The 21,418-nt window shown below is 46.2% G+C and carries 14 protein-coding genes and 2 tRNA genes; 6 read left to right on the forward strand and 10 right to left on the reverse strand.

Going from position 1 to position 21,418, the window contains the following annotated elements; genetic code table 11:
- Positions 1 to 8: 8 nt before the first annotated feature.
- The 5 genes from D1627_RS05885 to D1627_RS05905 all read right to left on the reverse strand — a co-directional run bounded on the left by D1627_RS05885 (position 9) and on the right by D1627_RS05905 (position 10,321).
- Entirely contained in the window at positions 9 to 1,172 is a 1,164-nt protein-coding gene (locus tag D1627_RS05885; RefSeq protein ID WP_119431312.1) for an amidohydrolase, read from the reverse strand.
- Positions 1,173 to 1,316: 144 nt separating this feature from the next.
- Complete coding sequence (locus D1627_RS05890; RefSeq protein WP_119431313.1) at positions 1,317 to 2,615, reverse strand: hypothetical protein; 1,299 nt, start codon at positions 2,613 to 2,615, stop codon at positions 1,317 to 1,319.
- A gap of 205 nt (positions 2,616 to 2,820) precedes the next feature.
- Positions 2,821 to 7,488 carry a PAS domain-containing hybrid sensor histidine kinase/response regulator gene (locus D1627_RS05895; RefSeq protein ID WP_119431314.1) on the reverse strand — a complete coding sequence of 1,556 codons (4,668 nt, stop codon included), beginning with the start codon at positions 7,486 to 7,488 and terminating at the stop codon, positions 2,821 to 2,823.
- Between the two features lie 217 nt (positions 7,489 to 7,705).
- Complete coding sequence (locus tag D1627_RS05900) at positions 7,706 to 9,061, reverse strand: sigma-54-dependent transcriptional regulator (protein WP_119431315.1); 1,356 nt, start codon at positions 9,059 to 9,061, stop codon at positions 7,706 to 7,708.
- A gap of 426 nt (positions 9,062 to 9,487) precedes the next feature.
- Positions 9,488 to 10,321, reverse strand: a complete 834-nt coding sequence (locus D1627_RS05905; protein ID WP_119431316.1) for a DUF1206 domain-containing protein — start codon at positions 10,319 to 10,321, stop codon at positions 9,488 to 9,490.
- A gap of 292 nt (positions 10,322 to 10,613) precedes the next feature.
- On the opposite strand from D1627_RS05905, the gene D1627_RS05910 reads away from it, so the two are divergent.
- On the forward strand, positions 10,614 to 11,204 hold the full coding sequence (locus D1627_RS05910; RefSeq protein ID WP_158607149.1) for a DUF4136 domain-containing protein: 591 nt from the start codon (positions 10,614 to 10,616) through the stop codon (positions 11,202 to 11,204).
- A 10-nt stretch (positions 11,205 to 11,214) separates the two neighbouring features.
- On the opposite strand, the gene D1627_RS05915 is transcribed toward D1627_RS05910, so the two are convergent.
- The 3 genes from D1627_RS05915 to D1627_RS05925 form a co-directional block, all read right to left on the reverse strand.
- Positions 11,215 to 13,215, reverse strand: coding sequence for a cation:proton antiporter domain-containing protein (locus tag D1627_RS05915; RefSeq protein ID WP_119431318.1), 2,001 nt, complete (start codon positions 13,213 to 13,215; stop codon positions 11,215 to 11,217).
- A 71-nt stretch (positions 13,216 to 13,286) separates the two neighbouring features.
- Positions 13,287 to 13,940: an HD domain-containing protein gene (locus D1627_RS05920; protein WP_119431319.1), complete on the reverse strand. Its 654-nt coding sequence runs from the start codon at positions 13,938 to 13,940 to the stop codon at positions 13,287 to 13,289.
- Between the two features lie 69 nt (positions 13,941 to 14,009).
- Positions 14,010 to 14,486: a hypothetical protein gene (locus D1627_RS05925; protein WP_119431824.1), complete on the reverse strand. Its 477-nt coding sequence runs from the start codon at positions 14,484 to 14,486 to the stop codon at positions 14,010 to 14,012.
- A gap of 175 nt (positions 14,487 to 14,661) precedes the next feature.
- Here D1627_RS05925 and D1627_RS05930 point away from each other — a divergent pair, with 175 nt between their 5' ends.
- From D1627_RS05930 to gmd, 5 genes are all read left to right on the forward strand, one after another.
- Positions 14,662 to 15,495, forward strand: coding sequence for a DUF481 domain-containing protein (locus D1627_RS05930; RefSeq protein ID WP_119431320.1), 834 nt, complete (start codon positions 14,662 to 14,664; stop codon positions 15,493 to 15,495).
- A 133-nt stretch (positions 15,496 to 15,628) separates the two neighbouring features.
- Positions 15,629 to 16,408, forward strand: coding sequence for a polysaccharide biosynthesis/export family protein (locus D1627_RS05935; protein ID WP_119431321.1), 780 nt, complete (start codon positions 15,629 to 15,631; stop codon positions 16,406 to 16,408).
- A 150-nt stretch (positions 16,409 to 16,558) separates the two neighbouring features.
- On the forward strand, positions 16,559 to 18,793 hold the full coding sequence (locus D1627_RS05940) for a GumC family protein (protein WP_158607150.1): 2,235 nt from the start codon (positions 16,559 to 16,561) through the stop codon (positions 18,791 to 18,793).
- 45 nt (positions 18,794 to 18,838) lie between these two features.
- Positions 18,839 to 19,774, forward strand: a complete 936-nt coding sequence (gene fcl, locus D1627_RS05945; RefSeq protein ID WP_119431323.1) for a GDP-L-fucose synthase — start codon at positions 18,839 to 18,841, stop codon at positions 19,772 to 19,774.
- 52 nt (positions 19,775 to 19,826) lie between these two features.
- Entirely contained in the window at positions 19,827 to 20,939 is a 1,113-nt protein-coding gene (gmd, locus tag D1627_RS05950) for a GDP-mannose 4,6-dehydratase (protein ID WP_119431324.1), read from the forward strand.
- Positions 20,940 to 21,066: 127 nt separating this feature from the next.
- Here the strand turns inward: gmd and D1627_RS05955 are convergent.
- A tRNA-Asp gene (locus tag D1627_RS05955) sits at positions 21,067 to 21,140 on the reverse strand.
- A gap of 58 nt (positions 21,141 to 21,198) precedes the next feature.
- Positions 21,199 to 21,272 (reverse strand) — tRNA-Asp (locus tag D1627_RS05960).
- Positions 21,273 to 21,418 lie beyond the last annotated feature (146 nt).

Consider the following 21,418-nt stretch of genomic DNA (forward strand, 5'->3'; position numbering starts at 1 on the left):
GGGTGTTATTAGTTAATTATTTCTTGTATGATGGCGTAAAATAACCTTGCGCCGGTAGGTATCAGGTCATCAGGGAAGTCATAGTCGGAGTGGTGCAGTTGCGGCTGGTCGGTGCCGGATCCTAAACCAAAGAAGGCACCTTTATACTTTGCAGTGAAATGCCCGAAATCCTCAGACCACCTGAAAGGATGTACGGCCTCCGTTACTTGGAGTTGAAGCGCCCTCGCCGCTTGGCGCACAAGCTGTACTTCCTGTTGATGATTTATAGTGGCCGGAAACTCCTCTGCAAACCGGATGCTATGCTGTAAGCCATACGTAGCGGCTATTTGCTGAACAGCCGCTGCCGCAAGGATTTTAAGCGTTTGTAAATCCTGGGGCCGGTAGGAGCGGAGGGTAGCCATGACCGTTGCAAAACCAGGGTTTGTGCCGAAGGCTATCTCTCCTAAACGTGCGTGGATGACTGTTAAAAGCGTTAGGTCCTGAAAGGTTTGTTTTTGGGCTACGATGTTGTTGAAAGCAAGTACTATTTCGGCCATAGCTTGCCCAGGGCTGACGCCATTTTCCGGCTCTGCAGCATGCGAAGGTTTTCCTGTAAGCTCCACAACCATACCGGTGGAGGCTGCGGCAAACACATTATCCCTAACAATAACCTGGTGCTTTGGCCAGCCTGGCAAGTTATGCAACCCGAAAACATAGTCGGGTTTGATGTTCGCTTGAAATACCTTATCCTGAAGTATGGCCCAGGCACCTGCACCGGTTTCTTCAGCGGGCTGGAAAAGCAAAACTACCTTTCCCTGTGCAGGTCTGCCCTGATGTAGCAGAGCTCCGAGACCTGCAAGGATAGCCATGTGTCCATCATGCCCGCATTTATGCCCTATCCCGGCACGAACTGAAGTATAAGGTAGGCTCAGGTTTGTAGCAGCAATTGGCAGGGCATCTAACTCAGCCCGGAATATAATGGTAGGGCCATCTTTTGAAGCGTTGCCGTGGAAAACTAATGCCAAGCCATTTCCTCCCAGCCCGGTATATACCTCATCGGGATTATACTGAGTGATAAAGCCTTGGATTCGATCCGACGTTTCAGACTCAGAACCAGAAAGCTCCGGGTGCTGGTGTAAATTTTGCCGTAAAGTGATGAGGTTTGATAAGTCTGGAAATTCTTGATGCTGCATGGTTATGGTATTGGTTATACTTCATTCAGGCAATATCAAGTTACGGAAATAGCGGCAGAGCTGCTATTATTGGGCTTAAAGAAAAGACCTTGCAGCGGGCATAGCCACGAGCAAGGTCTTAAGTATAAAAACAGGAAAGGTTGATTATCTTACTACCAATTTTTCGCGGTAAGTTATATTGTTGTGTGTAAGTAGCACAATATAAACACCCTCTTGCAGCTCGCCGGCTGCTAATATTTGAGTGCCTGGGGTTGCCTGAGAGAGTTCAACAGATTTGTTCCTAACAATGCTTCCTCCAAAGCTCATGATCGTAATGTTTGCTTGGCCGTTGTTAGCCACTCCCTTCAATTCAAATTTAACCTCCTGGTTTTGTACCAGTGTAGGGTAAACTGACATTTTAGCGCCAGATGTAGCGATATTTGATGAAGCGGGTATTTCAGCCACGTTAGAAATCAGTTTGCTGCCGTCTTTATTAAACTGCGTTATGCGGTAGTATACTTTGCCAACCTTCGCGGTCTTGTCTGTGTACATATAAACCAGCTTATTATCTTCAAGGCTAGTGTTGAGTTGTGTAGCGCTTAAAGCCTCATATAATGTGCCGTCCTGGCTGCGTTCAACGCTAAAAGCTAGCTTTTGCGCCTCAGCCTCCGTTGTCCAGGATAGGTTGATTTGACCTTTGTCGGCCACTGCTGTTAATTTCAGGAAATGAACCGCTGGCAGCAATACCTGGTTTTCAGTTATCGAGGTGGCTGTGAAGTTATCAAAAACAGCAGTGCTTGGCTTAGCTTCACAGGTGTCGTGCACATCGTTTGGAGCAACGTATAAGTTATGACCCAAAACCGCATCGCCCGCATTCGCCCAACTTAATGGAATGCTTTTGCTCTCACGGTAAGCCACAAGTTCAGTGCCCATGTATACTTCCATTTCGCCGGTTATAGGCAAGTAGCGAAAGCTGTAAAACGATAACTCATCGGTGGTTGGTACAGTGGCAATATCTTTTAGCATAACCACTTCGCCATTGGCTAGCGTGTAGCGGAGCTGTAATTTGTAATCCTGAATAAATAGGCTAAATACTGGTGGTTGCGTGGCATCCTGATGAAGACGCGCAAAAAGGCTTCCGTTGCCATTAGTGTTATGCGCGTTAAACTCAAAGCTAACTTCCAATCCATCCACGTTAAAATCGCTGCCATCCATTACGAAGCTAACAGGGGCAGGAGCCGGGGCTGCATTGTGATCTTGCGCAATACCCAAACCGTTAGAGGCTGCAACACCACCCGACACAATTCCGGCATGAGCACCTAATGCTTTCGCTGACTTACCATACTTCGCCGCAGTGGCAGGCTGGTTCCTGTCATCCCAATTAAACTCACTTATCAGCGACTGCGCAGCCAGTGAGTAAACGGTGAATAGAGATACAGCAAGTGTAAAGAAAGACTTTTTCATATATAGCGCATTAGCGTTAAACACTAATGCTTCTTTAATGGCTAATGCTGTGCCATAAATTATTTTTTTTAAGATGGTCTGTTTTTAGCCAATAAGCATAGATATAGCTATATGATAGTAATGTAATGTTCCAGATTAGGGAAATCAAAAACGCCAGTTTTCCATTTTATGGAAAACTGGCGCCAGGGTGCTGATTATACTTTTTTTAGTTTATATCTGCCTTTAACTGGGCTATAACCTGATCCATGACTTCTGATAAGTATGAAATTTTATTCCTTACCTCCTCCAGGTTTTCTTGAGATTTAGCATTGCTCTCTATCTGGCGGATAATATCCTTCAAGCGCTCTATACGCATGGTGTCGATAGTAGACTTAAGCTTGTGCGCGGCTGCGCTAACACCCGTCCAATCCGCTTGTTGATATTTGTCCTGCATATCTGTGACTGTGGCAGGCACAGTATCCACAAAAAGCTGTTTTGTGCGTTTTAAGAATGCTTCGTTGCCTCTCGACATTTTCTGAAGCATCGTTAAATCATAAAGCGGTTCATTGAAGATCTGTTGCATGGCGTTATTTTCTGCTAATTCTCTGTTTGCTGTTAATGGCTGCCGTTTATGGGGCAGATTTAAGGCTATTTTCATGAACAGTTTCTCTTCCTCAAACGGCTTCGATATGTAGTCGTTCATACCGGCGGCTAGGTACTTTTCAGCATCGCCTTTCAGTGCATTGGCTGTGAGGGCTATGATGGGCACGCTGGCTTTGGCGGCATCCGGAAAACTACGGATGAACCGAGTGGCATCGATGCCGCTTAGTTCGGGCATCTGTATATCCATCAGCACTACATCATATAGTTTTTGCTCGGCCAACTCCACGGCTTCACGACCATTATGCGCAATATCAACTTTGGCACCCCAACCTTCTAAAATCGATTGAGCGAGGAAGATGTTCACTTCGTTATCCTCCGCCAAGAGAACATCAATCGTGCCAAGGCTACTAAAGTCTGTTTGCTCCACCTGCATTTCAGGCTGCTGCACTTTCGCTTTTAGGTAGGTGAGCACGAAGTGGAACGTACTTCCTTTATTTTCGGTGCTGTTAACCCAAATGCGGCCATCTTGCATCTCCACCAGGTTCTTAGATATATTAAGGCCAAGCCCAGTGCCTCCGTATTTTCTTGTTGTGCTAGAGTAAGCTTGCGTAAACCCTTCAAAAATGTATTCTATTTTATTTTGCGGAATGCCAATGCCTGTATCCGACACGCTAAACTGCACGGTAAGCAATTCTTCAGTTTCTTCCAGCACCTTGCTGCTCATCACAATATTACCTTCCTCTGTAAACTTGATCGCGTTGTTTAAGAGGTTGAGTAATACCTGGTTCAGACGGTATGGGTCTCCGATTACCATCGGGTGGTTAAACTTCGGTGACTGTAGGAAATAAGCTAACTCTTTTTCCTCGGCTTTATAAATCAGCGTCTGGAAAGCGGCTTGTATTGCCTCGGGCAGGTTAAACGGTATTTCCTCGAGGTCTAATTTGCCCGCTTCGATCTTAGCTATATCCAGAATGTCGTTGATTACAACAAGCAGATTATCTGCGGATTGCCTAATTATTTTAAGGTAGTTAAGTTGGACCTCGTTAAGGTCTGTTTTACGCAGTAAGCCAGCCATTCCCAGGATGCCGTTCATTGGGGTGCGGATCTCGTGGCTCATGTTAGCCAGGAAATTCTCTTTTACCCGTGCCGACTCTTCGGCAGCATCTTTTGCTTTCTTCAGTTGCTGCTCGGTGCGCATACGGTCTGTAATATCCTGGGCAATGCCAATGATATAAGGATCCATGTTAGGCTCTTCAACCTTGTAGTTCTGATAGTAAAGGTAGCGCTCCTCCTGTTCTTTGTTAAGTATGGTCAGGACGCCATCTACCACGCTCTTATCATCAAACTGCTGCAAGTATAAATAGAAACCTGCTCGGTCGTCTTTTGGGAAGAAATCAAAGAGGCTGTGCCCAATCATTTCCTCATTAGTGTACCCCAGCATGTTGAGCAAATATGGGTTGGCCGACTGGATAACACCGTTCAGGTCATGAGTGCAAATATATGCTTGGCTGTAGTTAATAAGGTCGCGGTATTTTTTCTCGCTGCTCTGAAGCGCCTCGTCGGATTTTCTACGTTCGGTTATATCGCGGGTGGCTGCCTGGATTTTAGTGACCTCGTTGTTAGTGTCGAAGATAGGGCGTATGCTTGTTTCAACCCAAAGCAGAGAACCATTGGACCGAAGCATCCGGTGTTGCAGGGTAGTATTGCGCCGTGTTTCTAAGGCAACAAGATAACCATGTTGATATACAGTATTAAAATCATCAGGATGGATTATGATGCGAGGGCTCATCTGTAAAACCTCGGCCTGGGTATACCCCAACATTTCTTCCACTGCTTTTGAGATGTAGATATAGCTGCCATCGATGTTATGCAGGCTCACCATGTCCTTCGAGTTCTCAGAGAGCAGGCGGTGCAGTTCTTCACTGTTTTGCAGCCTTTTATTGGCAAGGCGCTGCTCTGTAACATTCGTGGAAATGCCTAACACGCGCACCTGCCCGTTGCTGGTGACTATAGGTTTCTTGGTAGTGTTAAACCAGAGTACCTCACCGGTTTTAGTGGTGTGGCGCTCCTGTAGTTTTATCTCGCGGTTTTCCTCAATTACTTGCCTGTCAATTTCTAAATAGAATTCAGCTTCGCTAGGGTTCTGGTGGATGTCTAGGCCGCTGCTACCAATCAACTGATCGAGTGTTACTTCAAAAAGCTTACAATACTCTTGGTTAGCCAGTACAAACTTTCCCTCACTATCTTTTACATAGATTAGGCTCGGGCTGGCATCCAGCACTTGCCTGATGAATTCGTTCTTTTCCTCAACTTCCAGGGCAGCGTTTTTCTCTTCAGTTACGTCACGGATAATGGCAAGCACCTCATTATCACTGTATTTAAGGATTCGTCCTTCATAATAGCGAAGGCCATCAGGCAGTTGCAAGTCGTAGCCGATTTTTTCGTAAAAGCCACTTTCTAGCACACGCTCGATCAACGACATTATTTTACTGGCAAGCTCCCTTGGCAGGAGGTTGAATATATTATTGCCTATAACGCTCTCCTTTGGAACAAGCAAGTGCTTCTGCTCCACATTCTTCATGTAGTGGTAATCGCCGTTTTGGCCGATGATGAACATGAGATCAGGTATGGCTGCAAGAATGGATCTATTCTTTGCCTCGCTGGCTATAATTTCATCTTGTGCCTTTCTTAGGTCGGTTATATCAAGGCCGTGCGCAATTACTAGTCCTACTTCGCCATCTGTGTTTAGAACCGGGTTAAGCCTGCGGATATGGTGAGTATAGTCGCCATCTTTCTTAAGTAGCCGTTCTTCAAACTCGACGCGCTTTTTATGGTCTAGTACAAGTTGTAGATGCTTGCTGCGCAGTTCCATGCGCTTAAGCGGTACACCACGTTCGCGGCTATAGTCTTCATTGGTTTTTCCAATAATCCATTTGCGAAGCTGCGGGTCCTGTACGGCAGCAGGGTTTAGAAATAGGTATTGCAACTGTCTGTTAAAGACAGCAACATCAGAGGGAATGTGGTTCAGGATGGATTCATAAAATTCCTTCTGGCGCAATAGTTCAAGGCTTTGCTCACGCATACCTGTAACATCCTCGGCGGACCCAATAATTTGCTTGACCTGTCCGTTATCCTTGCGTTTAAAGATGCTTTCCCTGCAATAAAGTATTTTGGTGCTGCCGTCCTTTGCCTGTACTTTGCGTTCTGTTTCCTCGATGGCCCCATCCTTGGCCTCAATCATTTTAGAAACGTGCTCTTTGAAATTTAATAGCTGCTCTTCGTCTACCAAGGTTGTTAACATACTTGGAGACATGTTTTCTAAGTCGTTCTCATGATAGCCCAACACCTTTCGCACCTGGCCGTTCATGTACACGCATTTTTCTTCGTCTAGGTCGTAGATATAGACGATGTTAGGGATGGTGCGCGTAATGTTGCGGACAAAGTTTTTGCTCTCCTGCAGTGCCTCCTCCGCTTTCCGGCGCTCTGTAATATCAGACATATACAGGTTAAAGTAACCTTTGTCTGGCATTGGTATGATGAGTATATAGTAGTAGCGCTTTGCAATATAAGACTCGAAGGTAGTAGGGGTAGAGTTCTCCTTTATTTTAAGGTGGCTAATTTGGCTTAGCAACAGTCTCTTAAGCGGTTCAACACGGCTTTGTGTTATTTGTTGCATAAACTCGTATCCGGCTTTATTGCCGAATATCAAGTCTCCGTTGAAACTCAAGCGCAGCACCGGGTTCGGATATTCCTCCTGCAGTTCGGATTGTAACTCAATCTTGCGCAGATGTTGGCGCTTTTGGGTCACGTTGCGGTAGAACCACAGTGTGCCGCAAAGGTCTCCATCTGTTTGCAAGTGCAAGTGCTCACGCTCAACGATACACCCATTCTGCAAGGTGCCCTCATCTCCAGCAGATCCACCTTGCGCAACAACTTGGTGATGTGGGGCAAACCCGGCAAGCTCGGTAGCTTGCTCAAGCTCGCTGAGCGGCTTACCGAGGTAAAATTCTATTGGTTGCGGAAGAGAGAATAGCTTATGAAACGCAAGGTTCAAAGCAGTTATGCGCCCGGTATCATCAGTGGCAAGCGCAGCATGATGGACGTTCTTCAACAGCCAACCATGCATGTGCGGGCATGGGTTTGGCTCTGTAGGCTGCCTACCTGAAAATTGCTGACGTAAAGAATCAAGTTCACGCTCGAGCGCTGCCAAGCGATCTTCAGCGGATTGCCTGGCCTGGCGCTCGCGCTCTAAGTTTAGGCGCAGCTCTTCTTCATTGGGGACTACAGTCATATAATGTATGTTGTGCCTAAACTAAAAAGCATAATAAATGGTGCTATGTGCAGGCACATCAGTAATTTATATTTATTGAACTAAAAATGCGGATGTGGATTTAAAGGATATATCATTACCTGAAATCACAGGCGCTTAAGTCTAACTTGTTAAGATACATATTAAACGCTCACTTGCAAAATGAGCGTTCTTGTGGCTGTGTTAAGATGAGGTGAGGCTACCCTATGGTAAGTTCCTTATTCTGGATCATGCGGTAAATAGTAGACTTGCCTATATCTAGTTTATCAGCAACCAGCAATACGTTATTGTCATACTTAGTGAGGAAGCGCTGAATAATTTCAGTGGTGTACTCGCGTAAGCTGCGTTCTTGGGCTAAGAAGTCCTTGTCGCTGTTATTGGCAGTCAGGTTAATATCACTCGGCTTAATTTCATCATCGTCAGCCATTACTACGGCCAATTCTACCACGGCACGGAGCTCACGCACGTTACCAGGATAAGAGTGCGATAACAGCTTCTCTTGTGCCTCCGAAGAAAGGGTTTTCTTACCCATGCCGTTCTCTTTAGCGAAGGCCTCCATAAAGTACTTTGCAAGTACAAGTATATCTGAGCCGCGGTCGCGGAGAGGAGGAAGCTCGATAGGCAAACCGAGTAGGCGGTAATAAAGGTCTTCCCTAAAATTGCCCTTTTTTACTTCTTCAGCTAAGTTTTTGTGCGTAGCTACAATAATACGGGTATCAATAGGCACTACGCTGTTGCCCCCTACACGGGTAATCTCTTTCTCCTGCAGCACGCGAAGCAACTTAGCTTGCAAGCTGATGTCCAACTCACCTATTTCATCCAGAAAGATGGTTCCCTTATGTGCCTCTTCAAACCTACCCAGCCTTCTAGCCACTGCACCTGTAAAAGCTCCCTTCTCATGTCCAAAAAGTTCGCTTTCGATAAGCTCTCGAGGAATTGCAGCAACGTTAACGGCTACATAAGGCATCTTGTTTTTAGGGCCATTATAATGTATGGCCTTGGCCACAAGTTCTTTACCCGTGCCCGTCTCGCCGTTAACAGAGACAGTAATGTTAGTTTTCGCAGCTTTATCCATCATGCTGAATACCCGTTTCATGGCATCGCTGTTTCCTATGATGAAATTGCTAAAATCATACTTCTGGACAATCTGTTCTCGCAACTGGTTAATTTCTTCCCGCAACGAGACGTTCTCCCTGATTTTGTTAATCGTGTTCCAAAGGCGCTCTGGAGTATCTTCATCCTTTACGATATAATCGTAAGCGCCTTTTTTAAGCAAGTCTACCGCAGTAGCAACATCTTCCTGCCCGGAGATGATTACAACATGCGTGTCCGGGTTATGCTCCTTTATTTTTTTGAGCACCTCATCTCCGTTTTTATCGGGAAGAGAGTAATCAAGCGTAACCACATTGGGCCGCTGATACATGTTCGTAAGGCAGTCTTTGGCCGAGTGAAACTTCTTTAACTCGTAATCTGGATTTAGCGAAAGGTGGTATTCTAGTAACTCACTATACCATATATCATCATCCAGAATAAATATTTTAAAAGGAGTATTCATCGGTGTGTTTGTTTATAGCCCTATAAGATTGAAGTGTGTATAAAAAAAGCAAGTTTAAATTATCCAAAAAGTATAAACTTTTAATCCTTTTGAAGGCTCAGCAAAAGTAGCTCTAAGTAACTTAATTTAATTGATTTTAGAGCTAGAATTTTTGGAATTCTTTATTTGGGAACAGGTTGGCTGTATGTATAATACAAATTAATGGTTTAAGAAGTGCCCTTAAAATTTAGGTATGAGAGAAAAGCTGATTGCTGTTTATAAACTCTGTGTCAAAGGCGATTTCTGCTGGGTAAGTGGCAAGGGAAATGGGATAAGTTCAAGTTGGATGCTTGTGGTAACTTAGCCGTGAGGAGGTATGCTGCGAAATGAAAAAGGCTTGCCGTTACATAGTGAACGGCAAGCCTTTGAGATCTTAGAAGGTAATGATTATGATGTATATATTGGTTGGTATTTTGCGCGCATAAACATAAATACCCCGTAGCAAATTAAGCCTAACGCGAGAGCTCCAAGTATAAAAGAACCATATGCTGCGTTTTCAATAAACTGAAACGCGTCGCTGCTACCGCCTGCTTGCTGTGGGTTAGAATTTAGGGCTGCTTTTAAAAACATGTATCCTATTACCAGCCATACTACGCCGCGGGCCATATAGCCAACTTTTCCAGCACGAATCATCTGGTGCTCCACCTCATGCTTCAAACCAGAGCTACGTACTTTTTTCTTGTATTTCTCGGAATAGCCGTAATAGATTTGGTAAATACCTACTAACATAGTGCCGGCAGCTAGTATGCCTACCAGCCATTGTCCGAAGGGTTGCTGCAATAGCTTGCTAACCAAGGTTTCGCGGGAGTCGCCGCTTCCGCCGCCGCCATTGCCGAGTACTAAGCGGGCTGCTAAAAACGCAAGCGCTCCATATACCAACCCGCTAAAAGCGTATCGAAGCCGTTTGCCGATCCCTTCTGCGTCAGATCCTTTGCTTTCCGTGTCGTTTGCCGCCTGAATAAAGCGCCAGATAGCGTAGCTAAGCAAGCCAAGCGCCACAATTGCAAGGAGTATGTTGCCAGCGGGTAAATCCTGTATGGTTTTAAGTATGCCAGCTTTTCCTGCATTCTCCGTGGATTGGCCTTGTAGCTCAAACGCTGCCATAAAAGCTATAATGCCTACCAAACAGTATACAACACCTTTGGCCGAAAGGCCAAATTTTGCGAACTTCTTAACCCAGGCTGGTGGTGGGCTTGGAATTTGAGTCGAAATATCAGTCATAGATTATGTAGTGCTTAAAATAGTGTAAGTTCTTCTCATACACGAAAATCTATATTGAGAAGTTGCTTACGTTAAAGCGCCTCTTTTTTTCTAGGGGGCTTTGGGCCTAGTTAAGTACTTAGTTGCAAAGCAAGTATGGTTTTGCAAAATAGACCCATAACCACTATAGGTTACGGCACTGTTTGATCCTATGGCTGTTTATATGCTATTCCTTATATTTACAGACTTTTGTACAAGGTTCCGCATACTCGGCAGATCCAAAATCCGTACAGCCTTAAAATTGATTTACGCTATGAAAAAAGTACTGCAACCGGTTTTTGTCCTCTGTTTACTGTGTGGTTTGCTGGGGCTGCAGGGGTGTGTAACTACATCAGCCTCATTAGGTGCTAACGCCATTAAAGCTCCTTATGCCACAAATCTGCGCAACTATAAAACTTACGCATGGTTTCAAAACGAGCCACCTGCCGAAGCCTCATACTTGCCTGGCTATAGGCCAAGTTTAAATTCCCACATACGCCAGGCGGTAGAGCAGGAGCTAGAAAAACGCGGCTACACCAAGACAAGCAGCAAACCGGACATCCTTGTAGCCTATGATGTGAGCGTGTCGGTGCCGCTAGAGCAGGACCGAGCTGAAAACTTCGCGAAGGGCTTTGGCTATAGCTACGCCTACATGAGCGGCTACCGCTATGATTATGGGTATTCGGACATGCCGGGCTATCGCAAAGTGGACCTTTTTAAACAGGGTACTTTAATTATTGATATTATCAACCCGAAATCTAACTTGTTACTCTGGCGCGGCTGGGCAGAGGGCGCCGTAGGTAATTTTAAGGCTGGCTACAACCAGGTTGAAAGGCAAGTAAGTGAGGTAATGCAAAAGCTGTAAAACGCCTTTTTTATTCAGTCGCTTTCAGGTAATGATTAAAGCGCATCACATCGCCGGGTTTGCCCACCACGAAAAGTAAATCGCCCTGCTGTATGCGTGTATGAGCGTTAATATCTAGAATGGTTTTTTCCTTGCGCTTAATGGCTACAATCGTTATCTGGAACCTGTTGCGGATGTCAGATTCAAGTAAAGATTTGTCAATTACTTCAGGGTCTGACGTGAACACGCGCAGGCTGGCAACTTCAATATCTGGCAAATCTAAGGCAAGTTTACTCACCTCGCTGGTTCTGTTTGTGCTAAGGCTGCGCAGCATTTCGTAATTATCCGACCGAATCACTTGTGTGAAGTTATCGATCTCGTTTCGGGGCATAAGGTACTTGTTGAGCACACGCGTGAAAATCTCGATGCTGGTTTCAAATTCTTCCGGAATTACCTCGTCGGCACCCAAGCGATAGTTTTCCTCCATCTCCTGCACAAAGCGGGTGCGCACAATAATGTGCACTTTGTCGGAGATTTCTCGAATGGAAGCAATGGTTCTTTTCGTTGCCTCCGGGTCAGAGATTGCAATAACCACCACGCGTGCCTTATGTATGTTGATATGCGCCAGAATCATCGGGTGCACGGCATCGCCATACACTATTGGCTCACCTTGCTTGCGCTCATACTTTACTGTAACGGCGTTGAGCTCTACTATAACATAAGGGATTTTGGCATGTCGCGCAGCTTTCGCCACGTTACGGCCGTTAATACCGAAGCCTATAATAATGATGTGGTCATTTAGGTCTGGCAGGTCGCCGTGGAGCTCTTCGGGATGATGGTTGAAAGGCATGGGTTCTTGCGAAGAAGCAAAAGGGGCAGCAATTTTTTCGGCAAGTTGCCTGTAGTACCCAATCACAAAAGGCGTAACAGCCATGGTTAACAACGACACAGAGAGGAAATACTGATATGTTTCCTGCGAGAGCAAGCCGCTGTCGATGCCCGCTTTAGAAAGTATAAAGGCAAACTCACCCACCTGAAACAGCGATAAGCCCACCAATAGAGAGATGCGTAACGGGTACTGCAGCATGCGCGCTGCCACCGTGGCAACCAACCCTTTCAGAATAAAGGCTAAAACTGAAAAGAAAAGTATGACCGGCAAGTGTTGCAGCAAAAAACTGAAATCCAGGAGCATCCCGATAGATACAAAGAAGAAACTGGTAAAAATCTCCCGAAAGGGCAAAATATTACTGGTGGCCTGGTGGCTGTACTCTGATTCTGAAATAATGAGGCCGGCCATAAACGCGCCTAGTGCCAACGAAAGCCCTAGGCTGGAGGTGAGCCAGGCAACTGCAAAGCAAATAACGACCACGCTAAGTATAAACAGCTCCTTACTTTTGGTCTTGGCAACAAGGTAGAGGAGGTTCGGGACCAAGTAGCGGGCACTAATCAACACGAAAACAATCACAAAAGCCCCTTTCAGTGCCATTAAAAATAGTTCTGTGGCGATATCTTCGGAGCCGCCTGCCATCAATGGCGCCACAAGCATCATAGGCACCACTATAATATCCTGGAAGATTAGTATGCCGAGCACTACCCGGCCGTGCGGGCTATTGATTTCGCCACGGTCTTGCAGTAGCTTGAGCACAATAGCTGTGCTGCTCAGGGCAATTAGGAAGCCCATGAAAACTGCTTGGTTCCACGCAAAATCTAACAGCATCATCACCAGCGTGACCAAGCCGATTGTGGCGAGCACCTGGGTAGTGCCGCCTAACAACACCGTGCGCTTGATTAAGGCAAGTTGCTTTAGCGAGAACTCCATGCCAATAATGAACAGCAGCAGGATTACGCCAATTTCGGCTAGTATCTCAATGTCGTGAGTGGCATTGATAAGGCTTAAGCCATGTGGCCCGGCAATTACACCAGTGGCCAAAAAGCCAAGTATGGTAGGAAGTTTAAAGCGCTGGAACAGTAGAATAACGACCACTGCCAGGCCAAGTATAATTACAACGTCTGAGAGTAAAGGTATCTCCATGTAGTATGATCAATTAGTCTAAGGTATTCTTAGCTAAGCGTGTTTGCGTAACCTGTCGTTAAAGCGGGTTTTTACCGGTTGCCGTTCCACTCTGCGTAAAACTGCTCCAAAAATGCTTCCATATAGGCATGGCGTTGCTGGGCGAGTTGTCTGGCAGTCTCCGTATGCATACGGTCTTTTAGCAGCAAAAGCTTCTCGTAAAAGTGATTGATAGTAGGGGCGGTGCTGTTTTTATAAGCCTCAAAGGAGTCGTGCATAACCGGCGCTATGGCAGGGTCGTAGATCTCCCGGTTCTTATGTCCGCCATAGGCAAATGTTCGCGCTATTCCGATTGCCCCTATGGCGTCCAGCCTGTCTGCATCCTGAACAATCCGGCCCTCGAGCGTATGCATAGAAGATGATGTGCCAGCCCCTTTGTAAGATAAGTCCTGTATGATCTGGCAGATATGTTCAATAAGGTCGCCTTCCAGATCATACTTTTGAAGCCATTCCCTTGCCATTCGAGGCCCAACAGATTCATCACCGTTATGGAACTTATGGTCGCCGATATCGTGAAGCAGGGCGGCAAGTTCTACCACAAAGAGGTTAGCTTGCTCGCCGGCAGCAATATTTTTTGCGTTATTCCAAACCCGGAAAATATGCCACCAGTCATGGCCTGACCCTTCGCCGGTTAACAATTGCTGTACATATGCTGCCGTTTCCGCAAGAATATCTTCCTTTTGCATTGCTTTAGATTTATACTTCCAAAGCTAAAGAAAAATTACCGCTAAAATCCAGCGTATCTATTTTTAAAGCTAACTAGATAGTATAAGAACGGCATGCTGATGGGGTATTTCCTGCTTAGGAAGATTATCGATGAGATCCTTTTCCAGCGTTTTGGCCCACGTATTTAGGTAAAGCACAACATCGTCGCGGTTATTGTGCTGCAGGTAGCGCTTCTCTTGCGGTAACAGTTGGCAAACGCTTGGGTCGCTCAGGGTTTCGAGGTAGGCAAGTTCCTGCCTTGTTATGCCCATGTCCAGCATCTGGTCTATAACTTCATCCAGGGGCAGACCGCTTTGAGGGCAATAGTCGCGGAGCTGCTCGCGCCAATCGCCATAACGCCACATGGCTGCCCCGTGTATTTTGCTCTTGCTATATTTTGTAATGGTTTGGGCCAGGTGCCCGCAGTTGCAACTGCCCATGTGTCCCCACTGGTAGTTTGCCCCTTTGCCGAGGCGAGCGGCTGTTTCGCGCAGCGCCCTTATAAGCTCCACATTAGAATTTGCCATAATCAAGATAGGTTTCTGAAACACTCCGGAGCAGCCTGATTCTAAATACCTCAAAAACAGTTTAAAGGCTGTTGCAGCTTTAATCAGATTTGCTCCTTTATTTTATAAGCGTTAGAATTGGCGTATTGTTCAGGCTATTGCCTCCTGTTTTAGATTATTTCATACTTTTTAAATAATGCACCATTTACAGAATCGCTTAACTTTTATACTTGTACTCGTTAGTTTATACATTGCTCCGCTCGGAGTTAATGGCCAGATACTGAATGTGGAGCGCGCGCGCCTGCAACCAGACTCAGCGAATTACTTTACTGGTAAAGCCGGACTTAACTTCTCGATGTTTAACCGAAATGCGGGTAAAAGCAACCCTAACAATTATCTGCAGCTAACGTTTAACGGCGACCTGGCTTATGTTTCGGAGCTGCACAGCTACATGTTGCTCAATTATTATAACTACCTGTTGGTTAACTATGATTCTAAAGAGCAGCGCAACACTGTGGCTAGCACAGGATACGCGCACTTTAGGGTAAACTTTATGCGGAAGCAGCGCCTGTCGTATGAGTTGTTTACACAGCTGCAAGCCGATAAAGCGCGCGGCCTCGACCTGAGAACACTGGCCGGAGGCGGTATCCGGTATCGCTTACTGAAAGCAGAGTCAAGCGGAGTGTACCTGGGCACCGGCCTAATGCATGAGCATGAGGAATGGGAAAATATGGAAGAGGATGATCAGTTAATGGTATCCGACCTTATAAAGTCTACTAACTACTTAAGTGCAAAGGCAAAGTTGAACGACAATGCGAGCACCGAAGGAATTGTATACTACCAGACTGGCTATGCCGATTCTATAGACAAGTGGCGTAACCGGGTGAGTGGCGATGTGTCGTTAATCGTGAAGCTGGGTAACCGACTTTCGTTCCGCACAAACTTTAACTGCACTTACGAGGATGAGCCTATAGTGCCCATCACGAACTTTGTCTATGCCATAACTAATGGTATTCAGGTGCAGTTTTAATGCACTCGCTTAAATATAATTAGGTGTAAAGCTGCTGATTCAAGCAATATTTTCATAATTTCACCATTTGAAATGAAGAAACCGGTTAGGTCTTAGCCGTAAAACCTGGATTAAAGAGTAGGAAATAATTAGAATGCGCAACACCCTTATCGCCTGGTGGTTTATGCTTGGGTTGGTTATTTTTGCCTCCTGCGTGCCACAAAAAAAGCTGACATTGCTACAGGAAAACCTAGAAGTTAAAAACCAGGGAGAAGCAGATAAGCTTCTTAAAACCTTCGACCTGAACAAACCTGTTTACACACTCAAGCCGGGAGATGTATTGTCGCTGAAAGTACAGACCACTACACCAACAGAATACAACTTTCTGAATACACCTGCTGTAGTTTCCGGTTCTGATGACCCCGTGCTTAGCGGATACACAATTGATACAGACGGATTTATACTTGTGCCTGTTGTAGGCAAAATACAATTGGTAGGGCTGGCTATGCCGGAAGCCCGTGCAAAAGTTACCGATGCCCTGAAGCCATTTCTCGCTGACCCAACGGTTAATCTTCGGCTTTTAACGTTTCGCTACACTATTATTGGGGAAGTGGGTGCCCAGGGGCAGTTTACTACCTATCAGGATAATATCAACGTGATTGAGGCCATTGCTTCGGCGGGCGGCTTCTCTGACTATGCTAACCGCGGCAAGATCAGGTTGGTTCGCTACGAGGATGGGCAGGCAAAGCTGTACAACTTCAGCTTGCTTAATGATAACACTTTGGCCATGAAAAACTTTTACCTGCAGCCAGATGACATGATTGTTGTTGACCCGCTCCCAGCTAAGTTCTTCCGCGAGAACGTATTGGGTACCTTCTCTCTCGGCTTTGGTATACTTGCATCCATCGTCCTTCTTGTAACTAGAATTCAATAGCCTTTTACATTGGAATCAACATATAATTCTGAAGAAAACAGCTTTATCGACTTTAAAGCTGTCCTGCATTCGGCCCTAGCTAAGTGGTATCTATTTGTGCTGAGCGTATTGGTTATGCTTACGGCTGCCTACCTAGTTAATAGGTATACTGTGCCCAAGTATGAAATCACCTCATCGGTTATGGTATCTGGTAATGCTGCACAAGGTACCTCTGCGGCCGCGCTGCTTTATGGCACAGAACTTTATAAAGGCGCGCAGGGGCTTACCAACGAGTCTATACTTTTGAAGACAAAAACGTTGGCCCGCAAAACCTTAGATAAGCTTGATTTCAGTGTTAGTTATTTTATACAGGGAAATGTGCTGCTGCTGGAGGCTTACGAAGATGATGCTCCGATTCATGTAACTTTTGATACAACAGCCACTACTGTCCCTTATGGTGTAACGTTCAAGATCTTGCTGCAAGGTGAAAACCAGTATGAGCTTACTACAGAAAATGGAGCCTGGGCCTCAAACATGGCCGGGAAGACATTTGAGTTCGGGAAATCATACTTAGTTAACGGCTTTGCCTTTACAATTGATCTGTTGAAGCCACAGCCCTTTGAAGGTAACGAAGTGCTTTTTGTCCTTAATGAGCCGGATGCCCTCGCCAAGAGGTATGCCTCTAACTTGTCTGTGTCCCCGTATGGCGGCGATGCCTCAGCACTGGTTCTGACGCTAACAGGTAGCACGCCTAAGAAAGACATCGATTACCTGAACGCGCATATGGTAACCTATATGCAGAACAACTTGGATATTAAAAACGCTGACGCCGTAAGCACGCTTAGCTTTATAGACCTGCAATTGCAGCAAATCAGCGACTCGTTATACTTTATAGAATCCCGGCTGGAGGACTTTAAAAAGCGCAATGCCGCCATGGACTTAAGTGCTCAGGGCGCTAAGGTGGCAGGTGAGCTTCAGGCACTGGAAGAGCAGAAAGCTACTTTGCTAATGAACTCCCGTTACTACGATTACCTGTCGAGCTATCTATCCAAGGAAAACTCAAGCGAACAGATTCAGGCGCCGGCAACACTGGGTATCTCAGATCCGGTGCTTAATGCGCTGGTAACCCAGTTGGTCACGTTACAAACCGAACTTAGCGTAGCCTCTAACAACCAGGGGCAGGCAAACCCAGGCATCAGGCTCAAGCGCCAGCAGTTAACAGAGGTGCGTGCCTCCCTGCTTGAGAACCTGAGCAGCCTCGAGGATGCTAACCAAATTGCGCTTAGAAACCTGAACCAACGTATCCAGACCGCTGCCTCAGCCTTGCAGCAGCTACCCTCTTCGGAACGCCAACTAATCAACATCCAGCGTCTTTACAGCCTGAGCGAGAACCTATATGTATTCCTGATGGAAAAAAGGGCAGAGGCAGGCATTGCTAAAGCCGCAAATACATCAGACGTAACCATACTTAAGGAAGGGTCAATTAATAAGCAAATTGCGCCACAGCCGTTGCAGAACTATGGCATTGCGTTTATTGTTGGTTTTGGTTTGCCACTGGCCTTCGTATTCATGAAGGAGCTTATGAACAATAAGATTCACACGGTAGAAGATATAGCTAAATATACCGCATTGCCTTTGCTTGGCCTTGTAGGACATAATAAGAAAGATGATAACCTGCTTGCCAACCTGAGCCCTAAATCAGCTTTGGCCGAGGCGTTCCGCACCGTGCGCTCCAACCTTCGCTACATGACTAGCGTGGGCGACGGGCAACAGGAAGGCGGAAAGATTATTGTAATTACCTCATCAATAAGCGGGGAGGGGAAAACCTTTTCTGCAAAGAACCTAGCCTACATCATTTCCATCTCCGGCGAGCGCACGTTATTGGTGAATGCGGACATGCGCAAGCCAAACAACAATACAGACCTGGGCGTGAACAGCAGCAATGGTTTGAGTAACTTCCTGGCCGGGCATACTACGCTAGAGGAGGTTATCCATACTACTATCCAGGATAACCTGCACGTGCTACCTTCCGGTGATATCCCGCCAAACCCGTCGGAACTGCTGTTAAGCAGCCGTATGTCAGCCATGATCGAAGAACTGAAGCAGCGCTACGATTACATAATAATGGATACGCCGCCAGTAGGTATACTTTCGGATGGTTTAGAGTTGATGCAGATTTCAGACGCCAATGTGTTTATGGTGCGCCAGGATTATACGATCAAGGATTTCCTCAAAAACGTCCAACTTCAGCACGAGTCTGGTAAGATCAGAAATACGGCTATTCTTTTCAACGACGTGGATTACAACAAGCTGAACTATGGTTATGGCTATGGTTACGGCTATGGGTATGGCTATTATGCTGAAGACAATGAAACAAAGTCTTTGTGGAAACGAATAAGGACTTAAATGTATAGCTTTATTGCTTTCAGCAGCTGACCTTCAAATTAATTTATGCTTAAAAATTCAAAAGTATATGTAGCCGGCCATAGAGGAATGGTCGGTTCAGCCATCGTGCGAAAACTTAAGGCCGAAGGCTTTTCTGAGATCATCACCCGCACATCCAAAGAGCTTGACCTGCGCAGCCAGGCAGCTGTAGAACAGTTTTTTACAGAAGAGAAACCTGAGTATGTTTTTCTGGCAGCCGCCAAAGTAGGAGGAATTCAGGCCAATAACACTTACCGAGCCGACTTTCTGTATGACAACCTGATGATTGAGGCGAACATTATTCACGCTGCCTATATAACTGGCGTGGAGAAACTGATGTTCCTGGGCTCATCCTGCATTTACCCAAAACTCGCCCCGCAACCACTCCGCGAAGACTACCTACTAACCGGCGAACTGGAGCCCACCAACGAGCCGTATGCCATTGCCAAAATTGCCGGCATTAAGCTTTGCGAGGCCTACCGCGACCAGTATGGCTGCAACTTTATCAGCGTGATGCCTACCAACCTGTATGGCTACAACGATAATTACGACCTGAACAACTCGCACGTGCTGCCTGCCCTTATCCGCAAGTTTCATGAGGCCAAGGAGGCCGGAGCGACCACGGTAACCGTTTGGGGTACCGGAAGCCCGATGCGCGAGTTTCTTTTTGCCGATGACCTGGCAGAGGCTTGTTTCTTCCTGATGCAGAATTACGACGGAAAAGAACTGGTGAATATTGGAACCGGTGAAGACGTTTCTATAAAAGACTTGGCGTTACTGGTTAAAGAAGTAGTGGGATTTGAGGGAAGCCTGGAGTTTGATACCTCTAAACCAGATGGCACACCACGTAAATTGATGGATGTATCTAAACTGCATTCGCTTGGTTTTAAGCACTCCACGGAACTGCGCGAAGGAATTGCGCTTGCTTATGCTGATTTTAGAAACAAATTAGTGGAAGTATAGTATATATACTCACTTTCTAATTTATCTATATTTATAATAACCCTTTACCTTTATGAAAACCGCCCTTATTACAGGGGTAACCGGTCAGGACGGAGCGTACCTGGCAGAGTTGCTTCTAAGCAAAGGATATAAAGTGCACGGCATCAAGCGCCGTAGCTCTCTTTTCAATACAGAACGAATCGACCACCTATATCAGGACCCGCACGAGCAGAATATCAATTTTAAGCTGCACTACGGCGACCTGACAGATTCGACGAACCTTATCCGCATCATCCAGGAAACGCAGCCTGACGAAATCTATAACCTGGCCGCAATGAGCCACGTGAAGGTTAGCTTTGACACCCCGGAATATACCGCCAACGCCGATGGCTTGGGCACGCTGCGCATTCTGGAGGCCATTCGCATACTTGGCCTGACCGAGAAAACTAAAGTATACCAAGCGTCCACCTCAGAGCTTTATGGTTTAGTGCAGGCGGTTCCTCAGACCGAGACCACGCCGTTCTACCCACGCTCTCCGTATGCTGTGGCCAAGTTGTATGCCTACTGGATTACGGTGAACTACCGCGAGGCCTATGGCATGTATGCCTGCAACGGTATTTTGTTCAACCACGAGTCTCCGCTACGTGGCGAAACATTCGTGACACGCAAAATTACGCGTGCGGCAACACGTATTGCCATGGGCTTGCAGGATAAGCTATACTTGGGTAACATGGATGCCAAGCGCGACTGGGGCCATGCCAAAGACTACGTAGAGGCCATGTGGCGTATTCTGCAGCAAGACCAGCCAGAAGACTACGTTATTGCTACAGGTATAACCACAACGGTACGTGACTTCGTGAAAATGGCCTTTGCTGAAGTTGGCATTGCGATTGAGTTTAAAGGAGAAGGCATAGATGAAAAAGGCTATGTGGCCCAATGCACCAACCCGGAATACCAATTGGAGCTTGGCCGTGAAGTGGTGTGCGTGGACCCTAACTATTTCCGCCCAACAGAGGTTGAGTTGCTGATCGGTGATGCGACCAAGGCTAAAACCAAGCTGCAGTGGGAGCCAAAGTATGATTTGCCAGCACTGGTGAAAGATATGATGCAGTCTGATATCGAGTTATTCAAGCGCGATAGCTACTTGCTGGAAGGCGGACATAGAATCCTAAACTACCACGAGTAGAATATACACTAGAGTTATAAAAAGAGGGGCCTGCTGACTTGTTCAGCAGGCCGCTCTTTTTTTATACTTGAAAAAGTATGGACATAAAAAAAGGAGCTTGAGAGTTAACTCAAGCTCCTTTAAGGAGCGGTCTGGACGGGACTCGAACCCGCGACCTCCGCCGTGACAGGGCGGCATTCTAACCAACTGAACTACCAGACCAATACCTTTGATGTTGCAGAGCCTTTTGCTTTGCTTTTTTAAACCGCAGTTTTATCTGCGGTCTGGACGGGACTCGAACCCGCGACCTCCGCCGTGACAGGGCGGCATTCTAACCAACTGAACTACCAGACCATTTGTCTTGTTTCCCTTAACTTTCTCCGTTAAAGTGATGCAAAGGTATGTGCTAGAATTTTATGGTGCAAGCCCTCTTCATCTTTTTAACGCTATATTTCTTTGATTTTTTCTTAATCGCTTCATTACCAACAGAATTATTTTTT

The organism is Pontibacter oryzae, from assembly GCF_003576375.1.
GTDB classification, from domain to species: Bacteria; Bacteroidota; Bacteroidia; order Cytophagales; family Hymenobacteraceae; genus Pontibacter; species Pontibacter oryzae.

Coding starts and splice junctions, on each gene's coding strand:
- D1627_RS05930 (WP_119431320.1), top strand. CDS start 14,662: ATGCACCATTTACAGAATCGCTTAACTTTTATACTTGTACTCGTTAGT.
- fcl (WP_119431323.1), top strand. CDS start 18,839: ATGCTTAAAAATTCAAAAGTATATGTAGCCGGCCATAGAGGAATGGTC.
- D1627_RS05925 (WP_119431824.1), bottom strand. CDS start 14,486: ATGGCAAATTCTAATGTGGAGCTTATAAGGGCGCTGCGCGAAACAGCC.
- D1627_RS05900 (WP_119431315.1), bottom strand. CDS start 9,061: ATGAATACTCCTTTTAAAATATTTATTCTGGATGATGATATATGGTAT.
- D1627_RS05895 (WP_119431314.1), bottom strand. CDS start 7,488: ATGACTGTAGTCCCCAATGAAGAAGAGCTGCGCCTAAACTTAGAGCGC.
- D1627_RS05920 (WP_119431319.1), bottom strand. CDS start 13,940: ATGCAAAAGGAAGATATTCTTGCGGAAACGGCAGCATATGTACAGCAA.
- D1627_RS05935 (WP_119431321.1), top strand. CDS start 15,629: ATGCGCAACACCCTTATCGCCTGGTGGTTTATGCTTGGGTTGGTTATT.
- D1627_RS05910 (WP_158607149.1), top strand. CDS start 10,614: ATGAAAAAAGTACTGCAACCGGTTTTTGTCCTCTGTTTACTGTGTGGT.
- D1627_RS05915 (WP_119431318.1), bottom strand. CDS start 13,215: ATGGAGATACCTTTACTCTCAGACGTTGTAATTATACTTGGCCTGGCA.
- D1627_RS05885 (WP_119431312.1), bottom strand. CDS start 1,172: ATGCAGCATCAAGAATTTCCAGACTTATCAAACCTCATCACTTTACGG.
- gmd (WP_119431324.1), top strand. CDS start 19,827: ATGAAAACCGCCCTTATTACAGGGGTAACCGGTCAGGACGGAGCGTAC.
- D1627_RS05905 (WP_119431316.1), bottom strand. CDS start 10,321: ATGACTGATATTTCGACTCAAATTCCAAGCCCACCACCAGCCTGGGTT.
- D1627_RS05890 (WP_119431313.1), bottom strand. CDS start 2,615: ATGAAAAAGTCTTTCTTTACACTTGCTGTATCTCTATTCACCGTTTAC.